Origin of the sequence: Peristeroidobacter agariperforans (assembly GCF_004138335.1) — a bacterium.
Classification (GTDB): Bacteria; Pseudomonadota; Gammaproteobacteria; order Steroidobacterales; family Steroidobacteraceae; genus Steroidobacter; species Steroidobacter agariperforans.
Genome location: NZ_RYFW01000002.1, coordinates 431,241 through 454,414, shown reverse-complemented (window position 1 = coordinate 454,414; position 23,174 = coordinate 431,241). Strand labels below are relative to the sequence as shown.

The 23,174-nt window shown below is 62.6% G+C and carries 18 protein-coding genes and 4 tRNA genes; 2 read left to right on the top strand and 20 right to left on the bottom strand.

Annotation, left to right across the window (positions count from 1 at the left end; translation table 11 throughout):
* Nucleotides 1-226: 226 nt before the first annotated feature.
* The 18 genes from rpsJ to EK373_RS15780 form a co-directional block, all read right to left on the bottom strand.
* Nucleotides 227-541 (bottom strand): 30S ribosomal protein S10, encoded by a 315-nt coding sequence (gene rpsJ / locus EK373_RS15865; protein ID WP_129644601.1) that lies wholly within the window; start codon nt 539-541, stop codon nt 227-229.
* A gap of 56 nt (nt 542-597) precedes the next feature.
* A complete protein-coding gene (gene tuf / locus EK373_RS15860) occupies nt 598-1,788 on the bottom strand; it encodes an elongation factor Tu (RefSeq protein ID WP_129644583.1) in 1,191 nt (396 codons plus the stop codon).
* 86 nt (nt 1,789-1,874) lie between these two features.
* Nucleotides 1,875-3,965 (bottom strand): elongation factor G, encoded by a 2,091-nt coding sequence (fusA, locus tag EK373_RS15855; protein WP_129644599.1) that lies wholly within the window; start codon nt 3,963-3,965, stop codon nt 1,875-1,877.
* 63 nt (nt 3,966-4,028) lie between these two features.
* Nucleotides 4,029-4,508, bottom strand: coding sequence for a 30S ribosomal protein S7 (gene rpsG / locus EK373_RS15850; protein WP_116808904.1), 480 nt, complete (start codon nt 4,506-4,508; stop codon nt 4,029-4,031).
* Between the two features lie 38 nt (nt 4,509-4,546).
* Nucleotides 4,547-4,921 (bottom strand): 30S ribosomal protein S12, encoded by a 375-nt coding sequence (gene rpsL, locus EK373_RS15845; RefSeq protein WP_129644597.1) that lies wholly within the window; start codon nt 4,919-4,921, stop codon nt 4,547-4,549.
* 221 nt (nt 4,922-5,142) lie between these two features.
* Nucleotides 5,143-9,345, bottom strand: coding sequence for a DNA-directed RNA polymerase subunit beta' (gene rpoC / locus EK373_RS15840; protein WP_129644595.1), 4,203 nt, complete (start codon nt 9,343-9,345; stop codon nt 5,143-5,145).
* 50 nt (nt 9,346-9,395) lie between these two features.
* A complete protein-coding gene (gene rpoB / locus EK373_RS15835; protein ID WP_129644593.1) occupies nt 9,396-13,559 on the bottom strand; it encodes a DNA-directed RNA polymerase subunit beta in 4,164 nt (1,387 codons plus the stop codon).
* Nucleotides 13,560-13,742: 183 nt separating this feature from the next.
* A complete protein-coding gene (gene rplL / locus EK373_RS15830) occupies nt 13,743-14,126 on the bottom strand; it encodes a 50S ribosomal protein L7/L12 (RefSeq protein WP_232831128.1) in 384 nt (127 codons plus the stop codon).
* A gap of 54 nt (nt 14,127-14,180) precedes the next feature.
* A complete protein-coding gene (rplJ, locus tag EK373_RS15825; RefSeq protein WP_129644591.1) occupies nt 14,181-14,711 on the bottom strand; it encodes a 50S ribosomal protein L10 in 531 nt (176 codons plus the stop codon).
* A 278-nt stretch (nt 14,712-14,989) separates the two neighbouring features.
* Entirely contained in the window at nt 14,990-15,685 is a 696-nt protein-coding gene (rplA, locus tag EK373_RS15820; protein ID WP_129644589.1) for a 50S ribosomal protein L1, read from the bottom strand.
* Nucleotide 15,686: 1 nt separating this feature from the next.
* The gene (gene rplK, locus EK373_RS15815; protein ID WP_129644587.1) at nt 15,687-16,118 is read right to left on the bottom strand and encodes a 50S ribosomal protein L11; all 432 of its coding nucleotides are present in this window, start codon (nt 16,116-16,118) and stop codon (nt 15,687-15,689) included.
* Between the two features lie 171 nt (nt 16,119-16,289).
* Nucleotides 16,290-16,823, bottom strand: coding sequence for a transcription termination/antitermination protein NusG (gene nusG, locus EK373_RS15810; protein WP_116808912.1), 534 nt, complete (start codon nt 16,821-16,823; stop codon nt 16,290-16,292).
* A 1-nt stretch (nt 16,824) separates the two neighbouring features.
* The gene (secE, locus tag EK373_RS15805) at nt 16,825-17,202 is read right to left on the bottom strand and encodes a preprotein translocase subunit SecE (RefSeq protein ID WP_129644585.1); all 378 of its coding nucleotides are present in this window, start codon (nt 17,200-17,202) and stop codon (nt 16,825-16,827) included.
* Nucleotides 17,203-17,230: 28 nt separating this feature from the next.
* Nucleotides 17,231-17,306: transfer RNA gene (locus EK373_RS15800), tRNA-Trp, on the bottom strand.
* 52 nt (nt 17,307-17,358) lie between these two features.
* Nucleotides 17,359-18,549, bottom strand: a complete 1,191-nt coding sequence (gene tuf / locus EK373_RS15795; protein WP_129644583.1) for an elongation factor Tu — start codon at nt 18,547-18,549, stop codon at nt 17,359-17,361.
* Between the two features lie 66 nt (nt 18,550-18,615).
* Nucleotides 18,616-18,691 (bottom strand) — tRNA-Thr (locus tag EK373_RS15790).
* 76 nt (nt 18,692-18,767) lie between these two features.
* Nucleotides 18,768-18,841 (bottom strand) — tRNA-Gly (locus tag EK373_RS15785).
* A 9-nt stretch (nt 18,842-18,850) separates the two neighbouring features.
* Nucleotides 18,851-18,936, bottom strand: a tRNA-Tyr gene (locus tag EK373_RS15780).
* 182 nt (nt 18,937-19,118) lie between these two features.
* Between EK373_RS15780 and EK373_RS15775 the strand changes: the two genes are divergently transcribed.
* Complete coding sequence (locus tag EK373_RS15775) at nt 19,119-20,657, top strand: sensor domain-containing diguanylate cyclase (RefSeq protein ID WP_129644581.1); 1,539 nt, start codon at nt 19,119-19,121, stop codon at nt 20,655-20,657.
* 27 nt (nt 20,658-20,684) lie between these two features.
* Here the strand turns inward: EK373_RS15775 and murI are convergent, their stop codons facing one another.
* Nucleotides 20,685-21,506: a glutamate racemase gene (gene murI, locus EK373_RS15770; protein WP_129644579.1), complete on the bottom strand. Its 822-nt coding sequence runs from the start codon at nt 21,504-21,506 to the stop codon at nt 20,685-20,687.
* Nucleotides 21,507-21,739: 233 nt separating this feature from the next.
* The gene (locus tag EK373_RS15765) at nt 21,740-22,723 is read right to left on the bottom strand and encodes a threonine ammonia-lyase (RefSeq protein WP_129644577.1); all 984 of its coding nucleotides are present in this window, start codon (nt 22,721-22,723) and stop codon (nt 21,740-21,742) included.
* A gap of 159 nt (nt 22,724-22,882) precedes the next feature.
* Between EK373_RS15765 and EK373_RS15760 the strand changes: the two genes are divergently transcribed.
* Nucleotides 22,883-23,161, top strand: a complete 279-nt coding sequence (locus EK373_RS15760; protein WP_116808918.1) for a PilZ domain-containing protein — start codon at nt 22,883-22,885, stop codon at nt 23,159-23,161.
* The last annotated feature ends 13 nt before the right edge of the window (nt 23,162-23,174 follow it).

The window sequence follows — 23,174 nt, the reverse complement described above, 5'->3', positions numbered from 1 at the left end:
GCTGGTCATGCCGCTCGAGCGGTACCCCGTCAGGGCCAGACCTCGGCGCAAAAGAGGCGCGAATTATAGTCAGGTAAGCTGACTTTGCAAGCGCCTCGTAAAATTAAGCGGTTAGCGGTTAGCGGTTAGCGGTTAGCGGTTAGCGGTTAGTTCAGAATTAAGAGCCTCAGCTCCTCGTCTTCACTAACCGCTAACCGCCAATCGCTAACCGCCAACCGCTTCTCAATCAGTTCAGCTTGATCTGCACGTCCACGCCCGCAGGCAATTCGAGCTTCATCAGGGCATCCACCGTCTTGTCCGTCGGGTTCAGGATGTCCATCAGGCGCTTGTGGGTGCGGATCTCGTACTGGTCGCGGGCGTCCTTGTCGCCGTGCGGAGAGACCAGCAGCGTGAAGCGCTCCATCTTGGTCGGCAGCGGCACCGGACCCTTCACCGTGGCGCCCGTGCGCTTGGCGGTCTCGACGATTTCACGCGCCGAGTTGTCGATCAGACGGTGATCGAACGCTTTCAGGCGGATGCGGATATTTTGGTTCGTGGCCATGTTTAGTCTCTTGAAGCGCCGGCGGGTTGGTTCCGACGGCGCCCGTTAAGAATCGATTACTTGATGATCTTCGCGACGACGCCGGCGCCGACCGTCTTGCCGCCTTCACGGATGGCGAAGCGCAGGCCTTCTTCCATCGCGATCGGCGCAATCAGCTCCACCACCATCTTGATGTTGTCGCCAGGCATGACCATCTCGACGCCTTCCGGCAACTGCACCGCGCCCGTCACGTCCGTCGTACGGAAGTAGAACTGCGGACGATAGCCCTTGAAGAACGGCGTATGACGGCCGCCCTCTTCCTTCGTCAACACGTACACCTCAGCTTCGAACTGCGTGTGCGGCTTGATCGAACCGGGCTTGCACAGCACCTGGCCGCGCTCCACTTCTTCGCGCTTCGTGCCACGCAGCAACACGCCCACGTTGTCACCGGCCTGGCCCTGATCCAGCAGCTTGCGGAACATTTCCACGCCCGTGCAGGTCGTCTTCTGCGTGTCCTTGATGCCGACGATTTCAACTTCGTCGTTCACCTTCACGATGCCGCGCTCGATACGACCCGTCACCACCGTGCCGCGGCCGGAGATCGAGAACACGTCTTCCACCGGCATCAGGAACGCGCCGTCGATCGCACGCTCCGGCACCGGGATGTACTTGTCCATCTCCGCCACCAGCTGAATCACCGCCGGCACGCCGATCGGGCTCTGATCGCCTTCCAGCGCCTTCAGCGCCGAACCCTTCACGATCGGGGTCGTGTCGCCAGGGAAGTCGTACTTCGACAGCAGCTCGCGCACTTCCATCTCGACCAGCTCGAGCAGCTCGGCGTCATCGACCATGTCCGCCTTGTTCAGGAACACCACGATGTACGGCACGCCGACCTGACGGGCCAGCAGGATGTGCTCGCGCGTCTGCGGCATCGGGCCGTCAGCGGCCGAGCACACCAGAATCGCGCCGTCCATCTGGGCAGCGCCCGTGATCATGTTCTTCACGTAGTCGGCGTGGCCCGGGCAGTCCACGTGCGCGTAGTGACGCGCATCCGAGGTGTACTCCACGTGCGCCGTCGCGATCGTGATACCACGAGCGCGCTCTTCGGGCGCCTTGTCGATCTGGTCGTACGCCTTGAACTCGCCGCCGTGCTTCTCCGCCATCACCTTGGTCAGCGCGGCCGTCAACGTGGTCTTGCCATGGTCGACGTGGCCGATGGTGCCTACGTTCACGTGCGGTTTGGTGCGTTCAAATTTCTCTTTGGCCACAGCGGCGTTCCTCTATCTATAACTTTAAAAAAATAGCTCGATTTGTCTGGCTGCTGGCGCGCTTCCGACTTGCTGAGTCGGGGGCGTCAGCCCTTCTTGGTAATCACGTTTGCGACGTTGGTCGGCACTTCCATGTACTTGGCGAACTCCATCGTGTACGTGGCACGGCCCTGGCTCATCGAGCGCATGGACGTGGAGTACTGGAACATCTCGGCCAGCGGCACTTCGGCCGTCACGACCTTGCCGGAGATGGAATCTTCCATGCCGACGATCTGGCCGCGACGGCGGTTCAGGTCGCCTACGATGTCGCCGTAATAATCCTCCGGCGTCACCACTTCCACTTTCATGATGGGCTCGAGGATCACCGGCTTGGCGTTGGACATCGCGTCCTTGAACGCCATCGAGCCTGCGATCTTGAACGCCATTTCGTTCGAGTCGACATCGTGATACGAGCCGTCGAACAAGGTCGCCTTCACGTCCACGACCGGATAGCCGGCGAGCACGCCGTTGGCGGTCGCTTCCTTGATGCCCTTCTCGACCGCCGGGATGTATTCCTTCGGCACCGTGCCGCCGACGATGGCATTGACGAACTCGAAGCCCTTGCCGGCTTCGTTCGGCTCGAGCGTGATCCAGACGTGGCCGTACTGACCGCGGCCGCCGGACTGACGCACGAACTTGCCTTCCTGATCGACCTTGGCGCGGATGGTCTCGCGGTACGCGACCATCGGCTTGCCGACGTTCGCTTCCACCTTGAACTCGCGCTTCATGCGATCGACGATGATTTCCAGGTGCAGCTCGCCCATGCCGGCGATGATGGTCTGACCGGACTCCGGATCGCTCGACAAGCGGAACGACGGATCTTCCTTCGCCAGGCGCTGCAGGGCGAGGCCCATCTTTTCCTGGTCGGCCTGTGTCTTCGGCTCGACCGCGACGGAAATCACCGGTTCCGGGAAGTCCATCTTTTCCAGCTGGATGGAATGCTCGGGGTCGCACAGCGTGTCGCCCGTGATCACATCCTTCAGGCCCACGGCCGCGGCGATGTCGCCGGCGCGGACTTCTTTGATCTCGCTGCGCTCGTTGGCGTGCATCTGGAGCAGGCGGCCGATGCGCTCCTTCTTGCCCTTGCCCGGGTTGCTCACGGTGTCGCCGGAGTTGAGCACGCCGGAGTACACGCGGAAGAACGTCAGGTTGCCGACGAACGGATCGTTGAGAATCTTGAACGCGAGCGCCGAGAACTTCTCCTCGTCGCTGGCCTTGCGCGTGCCTTCTTTGCCGTCGGCGAGCAACCCCTTCACCGGCGGCATTTCCACCGGCGACGGCATGAACTCGATGATGGCGTCGAGCATGGCCTGCACGCCCTTGTTCTTGAACGCCGAGCCGCACATGCACAGCACGATCTCGTTACGGATCGAACGCTCGCGCAGGCCCTGCTTGATCTCGTCTTCGCTGAGCGCGCCGCCTTCGAGGTACTTGTTGAGCAGCGTCTCGTTGGCTTCGGCCGCGGCCTCGACCATCTTGGCGCGCCACTCTTCGCACTCTTCGACCATGTCCTCGGGGATGTCCCGGTGCTCGAAGCGCGTGCCCTGGGTGGAGTCGTCCCACCAGATTTCCTTCATGCGGATCAGATCGACCACGCCGACGAATTTATCTTCAGCGCCGATCGGCAGTTGAATCGGCACGGGCACGCCGCGCAGGCGCTGCTGGATCTGCTCGACACAACGCAGGAAGTTGGCGCCGGCGCGGTCCATCTTGTTGACGAACGCGATGCGCGGCACTTTGTATTTGTTCATCTGCCGCCAGACCGTTTCGGACTGCGGCTGCACGCCGGCCACGGCACAGAAGACCGCGACGGCGCTGTCGAGCACGCGCAGGCTGCGCTCGACTTCGATGGTGAAGTCGACGTGGCCCGGGGTGTCGATGATGTTGATGCGATGCTCGGGGAAGTTGTTCTCCATCCCCTTCCAGAAACAGGTCGTGGCGGCGGCGGTGATGGTGATGCCGCGCTCCTGCTCCTGTTCCATGTAGTCCATGACGGCCGCGCCGTCGTGCACTTCACCGATCTTGTGCGATACGCCCGTGTAAAAAAGAATGCGCTCGGTCGTCGTCGTCTTGCCCGCGTCAATGTGGGCAGAGATGCCGATGTTCCGATAGCGTTCGATGGGCGTAGTACGTGCCATGGTCTCTCGAGGGTTGCAAAAGATGCGTCGCGGGTGCGACCGACATCGTTCGCACTCCGTCCATTACCAGCGGTAGTGGGCGAACGCCTTGTTCGCCTCTGCCATACGGTGCGTGTCTTCACGCTTGCGCACGGCCGAACCGCGGTTCTCGGAAGCATCGAGCAGCTCGGCGGCGAGGCGCTGAGCCATCGACTTCTCGCTACGCGCCGAGGCGGCTTCGATCAGCCAGCGCATGGCCAATGTCTGGCGGCGGGCCGAGCGGACTTCAACGGGCACCTGGTAGGTGGCGCCACCGACGCGGCGGCTCTTCACCTCGACCGTCGGCTTCACGTTGTCCAGCGCCTGGGTCAGCAGCTCGATCGACTGCTCGTTCGGCTTGCCGGTCTTCTCGGTGATGCGATCGACCGCGCCGTACACGATCTTTTCCGCGACCGACTTCTTGCCGCGCTCCATGACCATGTTGACGAACTTGGCCAGCAGCAGGCTGTTGAAACGCGGATCGGGAAGAATCGTGCGGGTCGGGGCCGAGGCTCTACGAGACATGAGGTACTACCTTCAAAATAGATGAGGGGTGGCGCCGGTTATTTCTTCGGGCGCTTCGCGCCGTACTTCGAACGGCCCTGACGGCGGTCGTTGACGCCCGCGCAGTCGAGGGTGCCGCGCACCGTGTGATAGCGCACGCCCGGGAGGTCTTTCACACGACCGCCGCGGATCAGCACCACCGAGTGTTCCTGCAGGTTGTGGCCTTCGCCGCCGATGTAGCTGATGACCTCGAAGCCGTTGGTCAGGCGCACCTTGGCGACCTTACGCAGGGCGGAGTTCGGCTTTTTCGGCGTCGTCGTGTACACGCGCGTGCAAACCCCGCGCTTCTGCGGGCAGGCAGCGAGCGCGGGCACCTTCGTCTTGTAATTCGGCGATGTGCGCGGCTTACGGACGAGCTGACTGATACTGGCCATAACCTAATGATTCCTAGAGAGAACACGAAGCCGCCTAGCGGTTGGGCTGAGGCGGCCTAAGTAAATTCGGGTGACTGGCGGGCGGAGGATGGTCGACGCCGGCCTAATCAAAGGCGCGGGATTGTAGGAATGTGACCCTGCAGTGTCAACGGCTTAGAGCCCCGACACGGCGATTCTTAAGGGTCGGGCGGGAAAGGTGAGCCTTCCCCGCCCTCAGTTCCTTACTCCGCGGAGGCTTCGTCCGACACTGACTCCTCGGTATCCACGCCACCGCCGCCCATGTCCATGAAGCCGCGGCCCGTCCCGGAGTCCCGGCGACGACGACGCGAGTGGTAGAACGAGCCCGTACCCGCCGGGATGAGCCGGCCGACGATGACGTTCTCCTTCAAGCCACGCAGGTCGTCCTTCAGGCCGCGCACGGCCGCTTCGGTCAACACGCGGGTGGTCTCCTGGAAGGAGGCCGCGGAGATGAACGACTCGGTCGCCAGCGACGCCTTGGTGATGCCCAGCAGCACCGGCTCCAGACGCGCCGGAATCTTGCCTGACTCTTCGGTGCGATCGTTGACGTCGGTCACCCGGGCGCGATCCAGCTGCTCGCCGCGCAACAGGGACGTATCGCCGGCGTGGGCGATTTCGACCTTGCGCAGCATCTGGCGGATGATCACTTCAATGTGCTTGTCGTTGATCTTCACGCCCTGCAGTCGGTACACGTCCTGGATTTCGCGGACCAGGTAGTTGGCCAGCGACTCCACACCCTGCAAGCGCAGGATGTCGTGCGGGTTCGGCTCGCCGTCGGCGATCACTTCGCCGCGCTCCACCTGTTCGCCTTCGAACACGTTCAGGTGACGCCACTTCGGAATCAGCTCCTCGTGCTTCTCGCCCTGCTCGTCGGTGATGATCAAGCGGCGCTTGCCCTTGGTCTCCTTACCGAAGCTCACGGTGCCGGTGTACTCGGCGAGGATCGCTGAGTCCTTCGGCTTGCGGGCTTCGAACAAGTCCGCGACGCGCGGCAGACCGCCGGTGATGTCGCGGGTCTTCGACGATTCTTGCGGGATACGCGCGATAACGTCGCCGACCGACACCTTCGCACCGTCTTCCAAGCTCACGATGGCGCCCGTGGGCAGCGCGTACACGGCCGGGATGTCGGTGTTCGCGAACGTGACTTCCTTGCCCTTGGCATTGACCAGTCGCACGACCGGACGCAGGTCCTTGCCGCCCGAGCTGCGCTGCTTCGGATCCATCACGACCGTGGACGACAGGCCGGTCACTTCGTCGACCTGGCTCTGCACGGTCACGCCGTCGATGAAGTCCTGGAACTTGATGAAGCCCGCCACTTCGGTCACGACCGGGTGGGTGTGCGGGTCCCAGGTGGCCACGATCTGGCCGGGCTCGATCGGATCGCCGTCCTTGACCGTGATCACGGCGCCGTACGGAATCTTGTAACGCTCACGCTCGCGACCGAACTCGTCGACCACGCCGAACTCGCCGGAGCGCGAGGTCGCGACCCAGTGGCCCTTCTCGTGGTGCACGGTCTTCAGGTTGTGCAGACGTGCGGTGCCCTTGCCCTTCGCTTCCACGGAGTTCGCGGCAGCAGCTCGAGACGCCGCGCCACCGATGTGGAACGTACGCATCGTCAGCTGCGTGCCAGGCTCACCGATGGACTGCGCGGCGATGACGCCGACCGCCTCACCCATGTTGATGCGATGACCACGCGCGAGGTCGCGGCCGTAGCACTGTGCGCACACGCCGTAGCGGACTTCGCAAGCGATCGGCGAACGCACCTTCACCTGGTCCACGCCTTCGGACTCGAGCACCTTCACCAGACGCTCGTCGATCAGCGTGCCGGCTTCGATCACGACGCCGTCGCCGCTCGGCTTGAGCACATCGACCGCGGCCACGCGGCCGAGCACGCGCTCGCCGAGGCCTTCGACCACGTCGCCGCCTTCGACGATCGGAGCCATGGTCAGACCGTTGTTGGTGCCGCAGTCTTCTTCCGTGACCACCAGGTCCTGCGCCACGTCGACCAGACGACGGGTCAGGTAACCGGAGTTCGCGGTCTTCAACGCCGTATCGGCCAGACCCTTACGAGCGCCGTGCGTCGAGATGAAGTACTGCATGGCGTTCAAGCCTTCACGGAAGTTCGCCGTGATGGGCGTCTCGATGATGGAGCCGTCCGGCTTGGCCATCAGGCCGCGCATACCGGCAAGCTGACGAATCTGGGCCGCGCTACCGCGGGCGCCAGAGTCGGCCATCATGTAGATCGAGTTGAACGACTTCTGCGTGACCGTCTGGCCCTTGGCGTTCACGACGTCTTCGACGCCGAGCTTGTCCATCATCGCCTTGGCCACCTGGTCGTTGGTGCGCGACCAGATATCGACGACCTTGTTGTAGCGCTCGCCGTTGGTGACGAGACCCGAAGCGTACTGCTCCTGGATCTCCTTCACTTCACGCTCAGCGCCGCCGAGGATGCGGCCCTTCTGCTGTGGCACGACCATGTCGTCGACGCCGATGGAAACACCGGCGCGCGTTGCGTACGCGAAGCCCGTGTACATCAGCTGGTCGGCGAACACGACGGCTTCCTTCAAGCCGACGCCGCGATAGCACAGGTTGATGACGCCGGAGATCGCCTTCTTGGTCATGTCGCGGTTCACGACATCGAACGACATGCCCTTCGGCAGGATCTCGGACAGCAGCGCGCGGCCGACCGTAGTGTCGACGACACGAGCCTTCGGACGGAAGTTGCCGTCCTCGTTCTTCACGTACTCGGTGATGCGGACCTTCACCTTCGCCTGCAGATCGGCAACGCGGCTCTCATAGGCGCGGTGCACTTCCTGCACGTCGGTGAACCACATGCCCTCGCCCTTCGCATTCACGCGCTCGCGGGTCATGTAGTACAGGCCGAGCACCACGTCTTGCGACGGCACGATGATCGGGTCGCCGTTGGCGGGCGACAGAATGTTGTTCGACGACATCATCAGCGCGCGAGCTTCGAGCTGCGCTTCCAACGACAACGGCACGTGCACGGCCATTTGGTCGCCGTCGAAGTCGGCGTTGAACGCGGTACAGACCAGCGGATGCAGCTGGATGGCCTTGCCTTCGATCAGCACCGGCTCGAACGCCTGAATACCCAGGCGGTGCAGGGTCGGCGCGCGGTTCAGCAGCACGGGATGTTCGCGAATGACTTCTTCGAGAATGTCCCACACTTCCGGACCTTCACGCTCGACCATGCGCTTGGCGGCCTTGATGGTCGAAGCTTCGCCGCGCAGCTGCAGCTTGGAGAAGATGAAGGGCTTGAACAGCTCCAGCGCCATCTTCTTCGGCAGACCGCACTGATGCAGGCGCAGGGTCGGACCCACCACGATCACGGAACGACCGGAGTAGTCGACGCGCTTGCCGAGCAGGTTCTGACGGAAGCGGCCCTGCTTGCCCTTGATCATGTCGGCCAGCGATTTCAGCGGACGCTTGTTCGTGCCGGTGATGGCGCGACCGCGCCGGCCGTTGTCGAGCAGCGCATCCACCGCTTCCTGCAGCATGCGCTTTTCGTTGCGCACGATGATGTCCGGCGCGTTCAACTCGAGGAGTCGGCGCAGGCGGTTGTTACGGTTGATGACGCGGCGATACAGATCGTTCAGATCGGACGTCGCGAAGCGGCCGCCATCCAGCGGCACCAGCGGACGCAGATCCGGCGGCAGCACCGGCAGCACGGTCATGACCATCCACTCCGGCTTGTTGCCGGACTCGATGAACGACTCGAGCAGCTTCAGGCGCTTGGTGAGGCGCTTGATCTTGGTCTCGGAGTTCGTGCCGAGGATCTCTTCGCGAACCTTGAGCACTTCCTGCTGCAGGTCGAGCGACTTCAACAGCTCGTACACGGCTTCGGCGCCCATGCGGGCGTCGAACTCGTCGCCGTGCTGCTCGATCGCTTCCAGATACATTTCGTCGGTCAGCAACTGGCCGCGCTGCAGCTGGGTCATGCCCGGCTCGATCACCACGAACGCTTCGAAATACAGCACGCGCTCGATTTCACGCAGCGTCATGTCGAGCATCAAACCGATGCGCGACGGCAGCGACTTCAGGAACCAGATGTGAGCAGTGGGGCTCGCGAGCTCGATGTGGCCCATGCGCTCGCGGCGCACCTTGGACTGGGTCACTTCGACGCCGCACTTTTCGCAGACCACGCCGCGATGCTTCAGGCGCTTGTACTTACCGCACAAGCACTCGTAATCCTTCACCGGTCCGAAAATCTTGGCGCAGAACAGACCATCGCGTTCCGGCTTGAACGTGCGGTAGTTGATGGTCTCCGGCTTCTTCACTTCGCCGAACGACCACGAGCGGATCATTTCGGGCGAAGCGAGCCCAATCCGGATGGAATCGAAGTTCTCGACCGGAGTGTGCTGCTTAAAGAGCTTTAGCAAATCTTTCATGTGTCACCTACTGAGTGTTGCCTGAGAGTGAGTCGTAAATCCCTTGGGAATTACTTGTCGCTCTCCTGCTCCAGCTCCATGTTGATGCCCAGCGAACGGATTTCTTTCACCAGCACGTTGAAGGATTCGGGCATGCCGGCCTTCATCTCGTGGTTGCCGTCGACGATGGCTTTGTACATCTGCGTACGGCCGTTCACGTCGTCGGACTTGACCGTGAGCATTTCCTGCAGCGTGTACGAGGCGCCATACGCTTCCAGCGCCCAGACTTCCATTTCGCCGAAGCGCTGACCGCCGAACTGCGCCTTGCCACCCAGCGGCTGCTGCGTGACCAGCGAGTACGGACCGGTCGAGCGGGCGTGCATCTTGTCGTCGACCAGGTGGTTGAGCTTCAGCATGTACATGTAGCCCACCGTCACCTGACGCTCGAAGCGCTCGCCGGTGCGACCGTCGAACAGCGTCGTCTGGCCGCTGGCCGGCAGTTCCGCCAGCTCCAGCATGCGCTTGATTTCCTCTTCGGCCGCGCCGTCGAACACCGGCGTCGCCATCGGCACGCCGTGCCGCAGGTTGCCGGCCAGCGCGATGATCTCGTCGTCGGTCAACGAAGCGATGTCGGCCTTCTGGCCGCCCGACTTGTTGTAGACCTCGTCGAGGAAGCCGCGGATCTGAGTCGCGCGCTCGGCAGCCATGCTGTCGAGCATGCGGCCGATCTTGTGGCCGATGCCCTTGGCCGCCCAGCCCAGGTGCGTCTCGAGGATCTGGCCGATGTTCATACGCGAGGGCACGCCCAGCGGATTGAGCACGATGTCGACCGGGGTGCCGTTCTCGTCGAACGGCATGTCTTCCACCGGGATGATGGTGGACACGACACCCTTGTTACCGTGACGGCCGGCCATCTTGTCGCCCGGCTGCACGCGGCGCTTCACGGCCAGGTACACCTTGACCATCTTCAGCACGCCCGGAGCGAGATCGTCGCCCGCGGTGATCTTGGCGCGCTTCTCGTCGAAGCGCTTCTCGAATTCCTTGCGCTGAGCCTTCAAACGCTCGGCGGCGCGTTCGACGGCGGCGTTCTCTTCATCGTCCTGCAGACGAATTTCCAGCCACTGCTCGCGCGGCATGCTGGAGAGATAGCTCTCGTCGATGACGGTGCCGGCCTTGAGCTTCTGCGGGCCTGCCGAAGCAGGCTTGCCGAGCAGCACGGCCTGGATACGCTGGAACAAGTCGTCCTCGAGAATACGGCGCTGGTCTTCCAGGTCCTTGCGAACCTTCTCCAGCTCCGACTTCTCGATCGACAACGCACGGCTGTCCTTCTCGACGCCGTCGCGCGTGAACACGCGCACGTCGATCACGGTGCCGTCCATGCCCGGGGGCACGCGCAGCGAGGTGTCCTTAACGTCAGACGCCTTCTCACCGAAGATGGCGCGCAGCAGCTTCTCTTCCGGCGTCAGCTGGGTCTCGCCCTTCGGCGTGACCTTGCCGACCAGAATGTCGCCGGCCTTCACTTCGGCGCCGATGAACGCGATGCCCGCCTCGTCCAGCTTGGCCAGCGCGATGTCACCGACGTTCGGAATGTCGGCGGTGATTTCTTCGGGGCCGAGCTTGGTGTCGCGAGCGACGCAAGTGAGCTCTTCGATGTGGATCGTCGTGAAGCGATCGTCATGGACGACGCGCTCCGAGATCAGGATCGAGTCTTCGAAGTTGTAGCCGTTCCAGGGCATGAACGCGACCAGCAGGTTCTGGCCCAGCGCCAGCTCGCCCAGGTTGGTGGACGGGCCGTCGGCCAGCACGTCGCCGCGCGCGATCACGTCACCCGCCTTCACCAGCGGACGCTGGTTGATACAGGTGTTCTGGTTGGAACGCGTGTACTTGGTCATCGAGTAGATGTCGACGCCGGCTTCCGACGCTGACGTTTCAGCATCGTGCACGCGAACGACGATACGCGAAGCGTCGACCGAGTCGATCACGCCGCCACGACGCGCGACCACGGTCACGCCCGAGTCGATCGCCACAGCGCGCTCCATGCCGGTGCCGACCAGCGGCGTCTCGGCACGCAGCGTCGGCACGGCCTGACGTTGCATGTTCGAGCCCATCAACGCGCGGTTCGCGTCGTCGTGCTCGAGGAACGGAATCAGCGAGGCGGCCACCGACACGATCTGCTTCGGCGACACGTCCATGTACTGAATCTTGTCCGGCGAGGACAGCATGAACTCGTTCAAGTGACGGCACGACACGAGGTCGTCGACGAACTGCGACTTCTCGTTGAGCGTCGCGTTCGCCTGCGCGATCACGTACTGGCTTTCTTCGATGGCCGACAGATAGTCGATCTCTTCGCTGACCACGCCGTCCACGACCTTGCGATACGGCGTCTCGAGGAAGCCGTAGTCGTTGGTGCGGGCGTACACGGACAACGAGTTGATCAGACCGATGTTCGGACCTTCAGGGGTTTCGATCGGGCACACGCGGCCATAGTGAGTCGGATGCACGTCGCGCACTTCGAAGCCCGCGCGCTCGCGCGTCAGGCCGCCTGGGCCGAGCGCGGACACGCGACGCTTGTGCGTCACTTCCGACAGCGGATTGTTCTGGTCCATGAACTGCGACAGCTGCGAGGAGCCGAAGAATTCCTTCACCGCCGCCGCGACCGGCTTGGCGTTGATCATTTCCTGCGGCATCAAGCCTTCGGACTCGGCGAGCGTCAGACGCTCCTTCACGGCGCGCTCGACGCGCACCAGGCCGATGCGGAAGGCGTTCTCCGCCATTTCGCCGACCGAGCGCACGCGACGGTTGCCCAGGTGATCGATGTCGTCGACCTGGCCGTTGCCGTTGCGGATGTCGCACAGCTCCTTGATCACCGCGATGATGTCCGAGGTATCGGTGTACTTCTCGACGAGCTCCTTGGAGAACTCATCGGTGCGCTTCGAGAAGTGCGCGGCGTCGTACAGGATGCCCGGGCCGACGATCTCTTCACGGTGCACGCGGCGGTTGAACTTCATGCGGCCCACGGCCGACAGGTCGTAGCGCTCGGCATTGAAGAACAGGTTCTGGAACAGGTTTTCGGCCGCATCCTTGGTCGGCGGCTCGCCCGGACGCATCATGCGATAGATTTCCACCAGCGCTTCCAGGCGCGTGCGGGTCGGATCGATGCGCAGCGTGTCGGAGATGTACGGGCCGCGGTCCAGATCGTTCACGTACAGCGCGCGGATTTCGGTCACGCCCGCTTCGATCAGTTTGTCGATCACGGTGACGGTCAGGATCTCGTTGGCCTTGGCCAGGATCTCGCCGGTCTCGGTGTTGAACACGTCGTGCGCCAGGATCTTGCCGACCAGATATTCCTTCGGCACTTCCAAGCTGGTGACGTTCTTCTGCTCGAGCTGGCGCACGTGACGCGCGGTCACGCGGCGGCCTTCCTCGACGATGACTTCTTCGCCGACCTTGATGGTGAACGACGCGGTCTCGCCGCGCAGGCGGGCCGGGATCAGTTCGAATTCAATCTTTTCCTTCGACAGCCGATAGGTGTTCTTGTCGAAGAACATGTCCAGCATCTGCTCTTCGGTGTAGCCGAGAGCGCGCAGGATGATGGTGACCGGCAGCTTGCGGCGACGGTCGATACGCGCGAACACGCAGTCCTTCGGGTCGAACTCGAAATCGAGCCACGAGCCGCGATAAGGAATGATGCGCGCGGAGAACAGCAGCTTGCCCGAGCTGTGGGTCTTGCCGCGGTCGTGATCGAAGAACACGCCCGGCGAACGGTGCAGCTGGGAGACGATGACGCGCTCGGTGCCGTTCACGACGAAGGTGCCGTTGTCGGTCATCAGAGGCATTTCGCCCAAGTAGACTTCCTGCTCGCGGATGTCCTTGACGGTCTTCTTGGTCGGAGTCGACGTCTCTTTATCGTAAACAACCAGGCGTACCTTCACGCGCAGCGGGGCTGCGTAGGTGAGGCCGCGCATCTGGCACTCCTTCACGTCGAATACCGGATCGCCGAGGCGATAGCTCACGTATTCGAGAATGGCGTTGCCGGAATAGCTGGTGATCGGAAACACGCTCTTGAACGCAGCGTGCAGGCCAGCGTCCGCCCGAGCCATCTCGGGCGCATCGGCTTGTAGGAACTTGCGGTACGAGTCGAGCTGAATCGCCAGCAGGTAAGGCACCTCGAGGATGCTCTCCCGCTTGCCGAAGTCCTTACGGATACGCTTCTTCTCGGTGAACGAATAGGCCATCTGGGTCACCCTTGCCGAATCTGATTAGAGAGTTCAGGGCTTCGAAACTGAACTGGGGAGGCCACCCGACGTTGGGCCGCCGCCACAAAAGACAATAGGAAAGCACGGCGGACGGAGCCCGCTCCGCCGCCGCGCCTTCCAGGTACCGGTAAAAGTACGCTCAACAAAACTCCGCGAACGAGATTACTTGATCTCCGCAGCGGCGCCGGCCTCTTCCAGCTTCTTCTTGATCGATTCCGCTTCGGCCTTCGGCACGCCGTCCTTGACCTGCGAGGGCACGCCTTCGACCAGGTCCTTGGCTTCCTTCAAGCCCAGGCCCGTGATCTCGCGGATGACCTTGATGACGCCGACCTTGTTGGCGCCGAAGCTGGTCATGGTCACGCTGAACTCGGTCTTCTCTTCGGCGGCCGGAGCGGCAGCGCCACCGGCAGCAGGAGCCGCGGCAACGGCGACGGCAGCAGCGGCGCTCACGCCCCACTTCTCTTCCAGCGCCTTGACCAGGTCGACCACTTCCAACACCTTCAGTTGGGACAGCGCGTCGATCAGTTCTTCCTTCGAAATAGCCATTTGAATAACTCCAATAGTTAGATGATGTAACCGTAATCGAATCGGGCGGGCGGCTTAAGCCGTCGCGCCGAGCTTGTCCTTCTGCGCGGCCAACACACGCACCAACTGGGCGTGAGGTTCGTTGATCGTGCGGACAAACTGACTCATCGGGGCCTGCAGCAGTCCCAACAGGGATGCGCGAGCCGCTTCGAGCGTCGGCAGGCTGGCGACCCGGTCCAGGTCCTTCGCCGTGAGCAACGCGCCGCCGAGCGACACTACGGTCGTCACCAGCTTGTCGTTGGTCTTTGCGAAGTCCTTGACCAGTCGGGCAGCAGCACCCGGGTCATCCTTCGAGAACGCGAGAACCAGCGGGCCTTTCAGGCTCTTGCCGACCACTTCGAATTGAGTGCCGGCGATCGCCTTGCGGGCCAACGTGTTCTTCACCACTCGCAGGTAGACACCGGATTTGCGAGCCTTGGTCCGCAGATCGGTCATCTGCGAAACCTTTAGCCCACGGTATTCCGCGGCCACCACGGACTGCGCAGTTGCAGCTACCGCGGCGACTTCGGCTACCAGCGCCTTCTTGTCATCGAGTCTGAGCGCCATGATTTCCTCCTGGCGTGAAGAGCGTTAACACGAACGGATGCGCCTCCTTTCGCATCCACCCTGACCGCCTTTTCCCGTTGCCGGGAAGTGCGGTCTGACGGCGCCCTTCAGCGGGAAATTCCCATTTGGGAACGGCCGATTCAGGTAACACCATCTGCGCAGGCCTCATTAAGGAACTCACATTCCACCTGCGGTCTTCGATGTGGCCTGTCTCGCGACAGGCTTCATCAATCAACAGCGAGCACTCACTGCGAAGTGAGTGCCCGCTCGGAAACAACTTAGATCGACAGTGACGACTGCTCGACCGGCACGCCCGGACCCATCGTCGAAGACACGGAGATCTTCTTCAGATAGATGCCCTTGGCGGCGGCGGGCTTCGCCTTCTGCAGGTCCGCGAGCAACGCTTGCAGATTTTCCTTGAGCTTGGCCGCGTCGAAATTCGCCTTGCCGATCGTGCAGTGAACGACACCGGCCTTGTCGGAGCGGTAACGCACCTGACCGGCCTTGGCGTTCTTGACGGCGTCAGCGACGTTCGGCGTCACGGTGCCGACTTTCGGGTTCGGCATCAGGCCGCGAGGACCGAGGATCTGACCGAGCTGACCGACGACGCGCATCGCATCCGGAGAAGCGACCACCACGTCGAAGTCCATCTGGCCGGCCTTCACCTTCTCGGCGAGGTCTTCCAGGCCGACGATGTCGGCGCCGGCGGCGCGGGCCGCATCCTGGTTCTTGCCGGAGGTGAACACGGCGACACGCACCGTCTTGCCGATGCCGTTCGGCATCACCGTCGAACCGCGGACCTGCTGGTCCGACTTCGAGGCATCGATGCCGAGGTTCACGGCCACGTCGACGGACTCTGCGAACTTCGCCTTGGCGAATTCCTGCACGAGACCCAGGGCCACGTCGATCGGATACACCTTGCCCGGCTCAATCTTGTTCGACCAGGCCTTCAAACGCTTAGCTACGAATGGCATGTCACACGCCCTCCACGTCAACGCCCATGCTGCGCGCAGTGCCCGCAACGGTGCGAACTGCGGCTTCCAGATCCGCGGCCGTCAGATCCGGCTGCTTGATCTTGGCGACGTCTTCGAGCTGTTTGCGGCTGATCTTGCCGACCTTGTTGGTATTGGGCGCGCCGCTGCCTTTCTCAATGCCGATGGCCTTGCGGATCAGCACCGACGCCGGCGGCGTCTTGAGAATGAAGGTGAAGCTGCGATCGCTGTAGACAGTGATCACAACTGGGGTCGGCAGACCCTTTTCCAAGCTCTGCGTCTGCGCGTTGAACGCTTTGCAGAATTCCATGATGTTGACGCCCTGCTGACCCAGCGCCGGACCGACCGGCGGGCTCGGGTTCGCCTGGCCTGCAGGGATCTGCAGTTTGATATAGCCAGTGACTTTCTTGGCCATGATGCTCTCCGGGTGCAAACGCCACTCTACGAGTGGCTCCCCATCGTTTAAATAAAGAAGCGGTTGGCGGTTAGCGGTTAGCGGTTGGCGGTTGGTTCAGAACAAGAGTCTTGGCTCTTCGTCTTTACCAACCGCCAACCGCCAACCGCCAACCGCTGATCACTTCGCCTGTCAGGCCTTTTCGACCTGACTGAAATCCAATTCCACCGGCGTCGAGCGGCCGAGGATCTGCACCGCCACTTGCAGGCGGTTCTTTTCGTAGTTGACCGACTCGACCACGCCGTTGAAGTCGTTGAAGGGGCCGTCGATGACGCGCACCACTTCGCCGGGCTCGAACAGCACTTTGGGCTTCGGCTTGTCGATGCCCTCTTCGACGCGCCGGAGGATGCTCATCGCTTCCTTCTCGGTGATCGGCGCGGGCTTTTCCGGCGTACCGCCGATGAAGCCGAGCACCTTCGGCACTTCCTTCACGAGGTGCCAGGTCGCTTCGTCCATCTCCATCTGAACCAGCACGTAACCGGGATAGAACTTGCGCTCGCTCTTGCGCTTCTGACCGTCGCGCATTTCGACCACTTCTTCGGTCGGCACCAGGATCTCGCCGAATTTGTCCTGCAGGCCCTGCATCTTGATGCGGTCCTTCAAGCCCTCCGCAACGCGGTGCTCGAAGTTGGAATAGGCGTGCACGACGTACCAACGCAAAGCCATGTCAACCTCCGCGCCCGGTCAGCCACTTCGTGAGGAAGCCGAGCAGCGTGTCCACGCCCCAGAAAAACAAACCGAGCACGATGATCATGACGAACACCACCAGGGTGACCTGCCAGGTCTCCTGGGTGCTCGGCCAGACCACTTTGCGCAACTCGACGCGCGAGCTCTGCACGAACTGCCAGAACGACTTGCCCTGGTAGGACTGCAGACTGACCAACGCACCGGCGATCAGAGCCGCCAGCACGATGATCCAGCGCAACCAGATCGGCAGATCGACCAGCCAATAGAAGCCCGCGATGCCGGCCGCCAGAATGACGACGCCCGCAGCGAGCTTCAGCGCATCGAGCGCTGTGGCATTTTCCTGTACTTGGTCAGTCATTACGTAACTGCGTTCGTGTTGCCGAGTCTGGCAGGCCAGGAGGGAATCGAACCCCCAACCTGCGGTTTTGGAGACCGCCGCTCTGCCAATTGAGCTACTGGCCTAGACTTTTCAATAGGAGACGGAGGCCGAACGGCCTCCGCCCCGATCAACCGCTTACTTGATGATCTTCGCGACGACGCCGGCGCCGACCGTCTTGCCGCCTTCACGGATGGCGAAGCGCAGGCCTTCTTCCATCGCGATCGGCGCAATCAGCTCCACCACCATCTTGATGTTGTCGCCAGGCATGACCATCTCGACGCCTTCCGGCAACTGCACCGCGCCCGTCACGTCCGTCGTACGGAAGTAGAACTGCGGACGATAGCCCTTGAAGAACGGCGTATGACGGCCGCCCTCTTCCTTCGTCAACACGTACACCTCAGCTTCGAACTGCGTGTGCGGCTTGATCGAACCGGGCTTGCACAGCACCTGGCCGCGCTCCACTTCTTCGCGCTTCGTGCCACGCAGCAACACGCCCACGTTGTCACCGGCCTGGCCCTGATCCAGCAGCTTGCGGAACATTTCCACGCCCGTGCAGGTCGTCTTCTGCGTGTCCTTGATGCCGACGATTTCAACTTCGTCGTTCACCTTCACGATGCCGCGCTCGATACGACCCGTCACCACCGTGCCGCGGCCGGAGATCGAGAACACGTCTTCCACCGGCATCAGGAACGCGCCGTCGATCGCACGCTCCGGCACCGGGATGTACTTGTCCATCTCCGCCACCAGCTGAATCACCGCCGGCACGCCGATCGGGCTCTGATCGCCTTCCAGCGCCTTCAGCGCCGAACCCTTCACGATCGGGGTCGTGTCGCCAGGGAAGTCGTACTTCGACAGCAGCTCGCGCACTTCCATCTCGACCAGCTCGAGCAGCTCGGCGTCATCGACCATGTCCGCCTTGTTCAGGAACACCACGATGTACGGCACGCCGACCTGACGGGCCAGCAGGATGTGCTCGCGCGTCTGCGGCATCGGGCCGTCAGCGGCCGAGCACACCAGAATCGCGCCGTCCATCTGGGCAGCGCCCGTGATCATGTTCTTCACGTAGTCGGCGTGGCCCGGGCAGTCCACGTGCGCGTAGTGACGCGCATCCGAGGTGTACTCCACGTGCGCCGTCGCGATCGTGATACCACGAGCGCGCTCTTCGGGCGCCTTGTCGATCTGGTCGTACGCCTTGAACTCGCCGCCGTGCTTCTCCGCCATCACCTTGGTCAGCGCGGCCGTCAACGTGGTCTTGCCATGGTCGACGTGGCCGATGGTGCCTACGTTCACGTGCGGCTTGGTGCGTTCAAACTTCTCTTTGGCCACAGCGGCGTTCCTCTATCTAGGTTCACTTATTCGAGATGGCAAACACGAACCAGTCAACATGGCGAGTGGAGCTCACGACCGGGATTGAACCGGTGACCTCGTCCTTACCAAGGACGTGCTCTACCAACTGAGCTACGTGAGCGACCCTTCAACTACCTATCAATCTGTCTATCTATCTTCTTATATCCGCCGTACTCGACTCATCGCGGTCAGCGCAATGGAGCGGGTGATGGGAATCGAACCCACACCATCAGCTTGGAAGGCTGAGGTTCTACCATTGAACTACACCCGCCTCGAGGAGTGGTGGAGGGGGTAGGATTCGAACCTACGAAGGCATAAGCCAGCAGATTTACAGTCTGCCCCCGTTGGCCGCTTGGGTACCCCTCCGCGGACATAAGAGCCGGGCATTCTCTTCGCCAACCTATTGAGTGTCAACAGCAACCGAGGTTTGTTTGACGCCTCGAAGCAAAATTCCCGCTTAAGTCATCTCGCCGCGCGCCGATACAGGGCCCGACAGCGCCATTCGGGCGCGTCCCGTATTCGAAACGCAGCTCAATGGACGCGGGTTTATGCTGCCCCAGGACCTCGAACAACGCTTGAGAGCGCAGGTCGATTTTCCCAGTCCGCCGCAGGTGGCGACTGAGATCATCGCGCTCGCGCGCGATCCGGACATCGAGATGGCCAAGGTGGCCACCGCCGTCGGTCGCGATCCGGCCATGACGGCCAAGATCCTGCGCATCGCGAACTCGGCATTTTACGCACAACGCCGCCCCAGCCAAAACCTGCGCCAGGCGCTGGTCATCATCGGCCTGAACGCCGCACTGACCCTGGCGCTGAGCTTTTCGCTGGTTTCCTCGATGCGCGCGCTCCGCGCAACCGGCATCGACTACAGCCGTTTCTGGCGCCGCGCGCTGTTGGGCGCGACCGCTGCTCGCGCTTTCAGCGAAGCTGTGAAAACCGGGCATCCAGAAGACGTTTTCCTGGCAGCGATGCTCCAGGACATGGGCGTGTTGGCCTTGGACCGCGCCGCGCGCGACTTCTACAGCCAGCTGCCGCAGAAAGCGACGCATGCCGATTGGGTGGCCTACGAAATTGCCAAGCTCGGCAAAGACCACTCCTACTACACCGCGATGATGTTGCGCGCATGGAATCTGCCCGAGCGGCTGTGCAAGCCGGTCGAGGCCAGCCATTCGCCGCAGCTGTTCGCGTGGACCACCGAGGAAGGTCAGTTCGCACGTTGCGTCGCACTCGGCAGCGATCTCGCCGAGGCGGTGCTGTCCCCGGATCGCGCGAACTCGGTGCCTGCGCTCGCGCAACGGGCCCATCGTCTGCTGAGCATGAGCCACGAGCACTTCAATGAAGTAGTCGCGCGCATTCTCAGTCTGATTCCAGAAACGGAAGCCCTGTACGAGACGCCCATCCTCGAAGCGGATGACGCCGACAACCTGCTAGCCGAAGCGCGCGAGCTCCTGGCAGTCAGGAATCTGCACGCCCTGCAGGAGGTCACCAACCTGCAGGCCACGACCAGCGCCCTGCAGACTCGCACCGAAGAGGCGGAAGACTCGAGCCGTCGCGACCCGCTGACCGGCGTACTCAACCGGCCGTGGCTGGATCGCATGCTCGATCGCGAGTTCACACAAGCCGTGGTGTTCGGCCGTGACTTGAGCGTCGCGCACGTCGATCTCGATCGCTTCAAACTGATCAACGAAAAGTACGGCACGCCCATCGGCGACAAAGTACTGCACAGCTGCGCGCAAGCGATTCAAGGCGTGGTCCGCGGCAGCGATCTCGTCGCGCGTTTCGGTGGAGAGGAATTTATCGTTGTACTGCCGAGCACTGACCGCGCGATCGCGCGCCAGGTCGCGCAACGAATTCTCGCGGCGCTCGCCGGTGCTGAACACGGAGGTGACAGCGTCGCGGGTGTTCACGTCACCGCATCGATCGGTGTCGCGACGTATACGACCAACCAGCGTTTCCCGAGCACGCTTGCGCTGCTGGAAGCTGCTGACCACGCGCTCTACGCCGCGAAGCTCTGCGGCCGCAATCGCGTGGAATGCTATGACGAACTGCCGACTTCGCGTCGCAGCTCGGTCGCCGCTCGCACTTAAAGCGCCGCGGGATACCCAATCCCGCGTTTATAGATCGACCAGCTCGACCCGGCTCGCGTCGAACGACTCCCCCAAAAATCGGCTGCCCACGCGCGCAAAGCGTTCCGGACTATCCGTGGCTTGCAGAACCGGCGCTGACGCGGGCCCCGCTGTATTCAACAATCCTCGATCGATCAATTCCGCCTGCACGGCGCGCGCCGTCGTTTCCGCGGAATCGACGATCGTGATCGACGGCCCGATGACTACGCGCAACGCCGCTGCGAGCACTGGGAAGTGAGTACAGCCGAGCAACAACGTGTCGATTTGCGAATCGTTGCGAAACAACTCGTCAACATAACGGTGCGCGATGGCTTCGGCGATGGCGCCGTCCGTCCATCCCTCCTCCGCCAAGGCCACGAACAGCGAACACGCCTGCGCCCTCACCCGCGCGTTGGGTTCTAACCGAGCGATAGCGCGCTGATAGGCGCCGCCTCGCACCGTGCCCTCCGTCGCCAGCACCGCGATGTGGCCGCTTTTGGACGCCGCGCACCCCGCAATGGACCCCGGCTCAATCACGCCGATGACCGGCATGGGCGCGAAGCGCTCACGCAACGGTTCGACCGCGACCGACGACGCGGTGTTACAGGCGATCACCAGATACTTGATGCCCTGGTTGACCAGGAACTCGGCAGCCTGGATCGAATACCGCAGCACCGAGTCGGCGCTCTTCGTGCCGTAGGGCAAGCGCGCGGTATCGCCGAGATAAATGAATTGCTCGTTGGGCAGGCGTTGTCGAAGCGCGCGGAGCACTGTCAGCCCGCCGACACCGGAGTCGAACACCCCGATGGGGAGCGCATTTGCTTTGGTCATGGATGAAACTTAACACGTGCCACCCCAGGCACAGGGGCTCGGCGGTGCCTTTCAGCAAAGCACGGCTTCGCTCCGCCGAGCGGGTGTACATGGATGTACACCTGGGCTTGCTCGAAGCAGGACTGCGCAGAGCAATGTGCCCGCCGCCGCAGGCGGCGAGCGCAGGGGGAAAGTCGCGCCTTTTCCCCTCTGCGCCACAGCGCGAGTGGCAGGATGCCCGAGTCGCTGATTTACTAGAGTGGATCGTCGCCGATCAGGCGAGCATAGCTGGTCGCGTCGACGTTACTGCCACAGACAATCAGGCCGACCCGCCGGCCGCGCAGTCGTTCCTTCAGAGGGCCGAGCAACGCGGCGGTTGCCGCCGCACCCGCGGGCTCGACCGCAAGCTTGGCATTCCGAAGCAAGAACCGCATAGCCGCCCGCATTTCACCATCGCTGATGCGAACCAACGCGTCGACATTGCGACGACAGAGCTCGAAGGAGATGGGCAAGGCGTAAGGCGCGCCCAAACTGTCGGCGATGGTCGCGACCCGCTCGATGGAACGCGGCTCACCCGCCGCGAAGCTGCGATGCATGCTGTCCGCGCCTTCCGGCTCGACACCAAAAACTTCGCAGCGAGGCGCCAGTAACTTCACTGCCGACGCGATGCCGGCACACAAGCCGCCGCCGCCGATGGGAATGATGACCGCATCGAGGCGGGGAATCTGCTCACACAGCTCGAGCCCGACGGTCGCGGTGCCGAGCGCCGTGGTGCGCCCTTCGAAGGGATGGATCAGCGTGCGGCCTTCCTGTTCCGCGAGGCGAGCTGCCAACTCGAATCCGCTGTGGGCATTTTCCGCGAACACCACGTCAGCACCGAAGGAGCGACACAGTTCGACACGCAACGGGTTGGCCGACGCGAACATCACCACCTTGGCGCTGACGCTCACCGTCGCCGCGGCGAACGCGACGGCGGCCGCATGGTTGCCGGCGCTGACGGCCGTGACACCTCGCTTCCGCGCGTCCTCCGAGAGGGCCAACACGTTGAGCAGGGCGCCGCGCGCCTTGAAGGTGCCGGTCCGCTGGAACAACTCCAGCTTCAACCACGTCTCGGTAGTGGCACCCAGTACCTGCTCGACCTCGGGACTCTGCAGTCGATGCACGGGCGTCCGCACGACGTGATCGGCGAGCTGGCCGGCGGCCAGACGTATTTCGTCAAGCGTGAGCGGTGACACCATGCGCAGTTACCTAGGTGAATACATCAGTAGAACGAAGGTGCATATTGTGCCGGTGACATTGTGCCGTGACTTACGACATAACGCCTCTCCAAGAGGCTTCGCACGCGCTTTCGAGCGCGGCATAATGATCGCGCACAGATCGCATCGGGGAGTTTGAGCATGGAGCGACGTCTCCATACACGTCATAGAGCGCGTACCGCCGTCTACGTTTCCGTCCCCGGACGTCCCGGCAAGCTGTGCCGCGCGCGCAACTTGAGCGCGAACGGCGTCTTCATCGAAACCGAGAACCTGGGATTGAAAAAGGGCGCGACGGTGCACCTCGCGTTCGCCATCAATCTCGGTGTCGTCACCAAGATCCATCGCCGTACCGCCATCGTCGCGCACGTGTCCAAAGGTGGCACGGGCCTGATGATGGAGAGCCTCACCGGTACGCGTTGAGCGCTAGCTGATT

What these genes read in the sequence shown, in the direction of transcription:
- rpsJ (WP_129644601.1), bottom strand. Translation starts at nt 541, where the DNA reads ATGGCCACGAACCAAAATATCCGCATCCGCCTGAAAGCGTTCGATCAC.
- fusA (WP_129644599.1), bottom strand. Translation starts at nt 3,965, where the DNA reads ATGGCACGTACTACGCCCATCGAACGCTATCGGAACATCGGCATCTCT.
- rpsG (WP_116808904.1), bottom strand. Translation starts at nt 4,508, where the DNA reads ATGTCTCGTAGAGCCTCGGCCCCGACCCGCACGATTCTTCCCGATCCG.
- rpsL (WP_129644597.1), bottom strand. Translation starts at nt 4,921, where the DNA reads ATGGCCAGTATCAGTCAGCTCGTCCGTAAGCCGCGCACATCGCCGAAT.
- rpoC (WP_129644595.1), bottom strand. Translation starts at nt 9,345, where the DNA reads ATGAAAGATTTGCTAAAGCTCTTTAAGCAGCACACTCCGGTCGAGAAC.
- rpoB (WP_129644593.1), bottom strand. Translation starts at nt 13,559, where the DNA reads ATGGCCTATTCGTTCACCGAGAAGAAGCGTATCCGTAAGGACTTCGGC.
- rplL (WP_232831128.1), bottom strand. Translation starts at nt 14,126, where the DNA reads ATGGCTATTTCGAAGGAAGAACTGATCGACGCGCTGTCCCAACTGAAG.
- rplJ (WP_129644591.1), bottom strand. Translation starts at nt 14,711, where the DNA reads ATGGCGCTCAGACTCGATGACAAGAAGGCGCTGGTAGCCGAAGTCGCC.
- rplA (WP_129644589.1), bottom strand. Translation starts at nt 15,685, where the DNA reads ATGCCATTCGTAGCTAAGCGTTTGAAGGCCTGGTCGAACAAGATTGAG.
- rplK (WP_129644587.1), bottom strand. Translation starts at nt 16,118, where the DNA reads ATGGCCAAGAAAGTCACTGGCTATATCAAACTGCAGATCCCTGCAGGC.
- nusG (WP_116808912.1), bottom strand. Translation starts at nt 16,823, where the DNA reads ATGGCTTTGCGTTGGTACGTCGTGCACGCCTATTCCAACTTCGAGCAC.
- secE (WP_129644585.1), bottom strand. Translation starts at nt 17,202, where the DNA reads ATGACTGACCAAGTACAGGAAAATGCCACAGCGCTCGATGCGCTGAAG.
- EK373_RS15775 (WP_129644581.1), top strand. Translation starts at nt 19,119, where the DNA reads ATGCTGCCCCAGGACCTCGAACAACGCTTGAGAGCGCAGGTCGATTTT.
- murI (WP_129644579.1), bottom strand. Translation starts at nt 21,506, where the DNA reads ATGACCAAAGCAAATGCGCTCCCCATCGGGGTGTTCGACTCCGGTGTC.
- EK373_RS15765 (WP_129644577.1), bottom strand. Translation starts at nt 22,723, where the DNA reads ATGGTGTCACCGCTCACGCTTGACGAAATACGTCTGGCCGCCGGCCAG.
- EK373_RS15760 (WP_116808918.1), top strand. Translation starts at nt 22,883, where the DNA reads ATGGAGCGACGTCTCCATACACGTCATAGAGCGCGTACCGCCGTCTAC.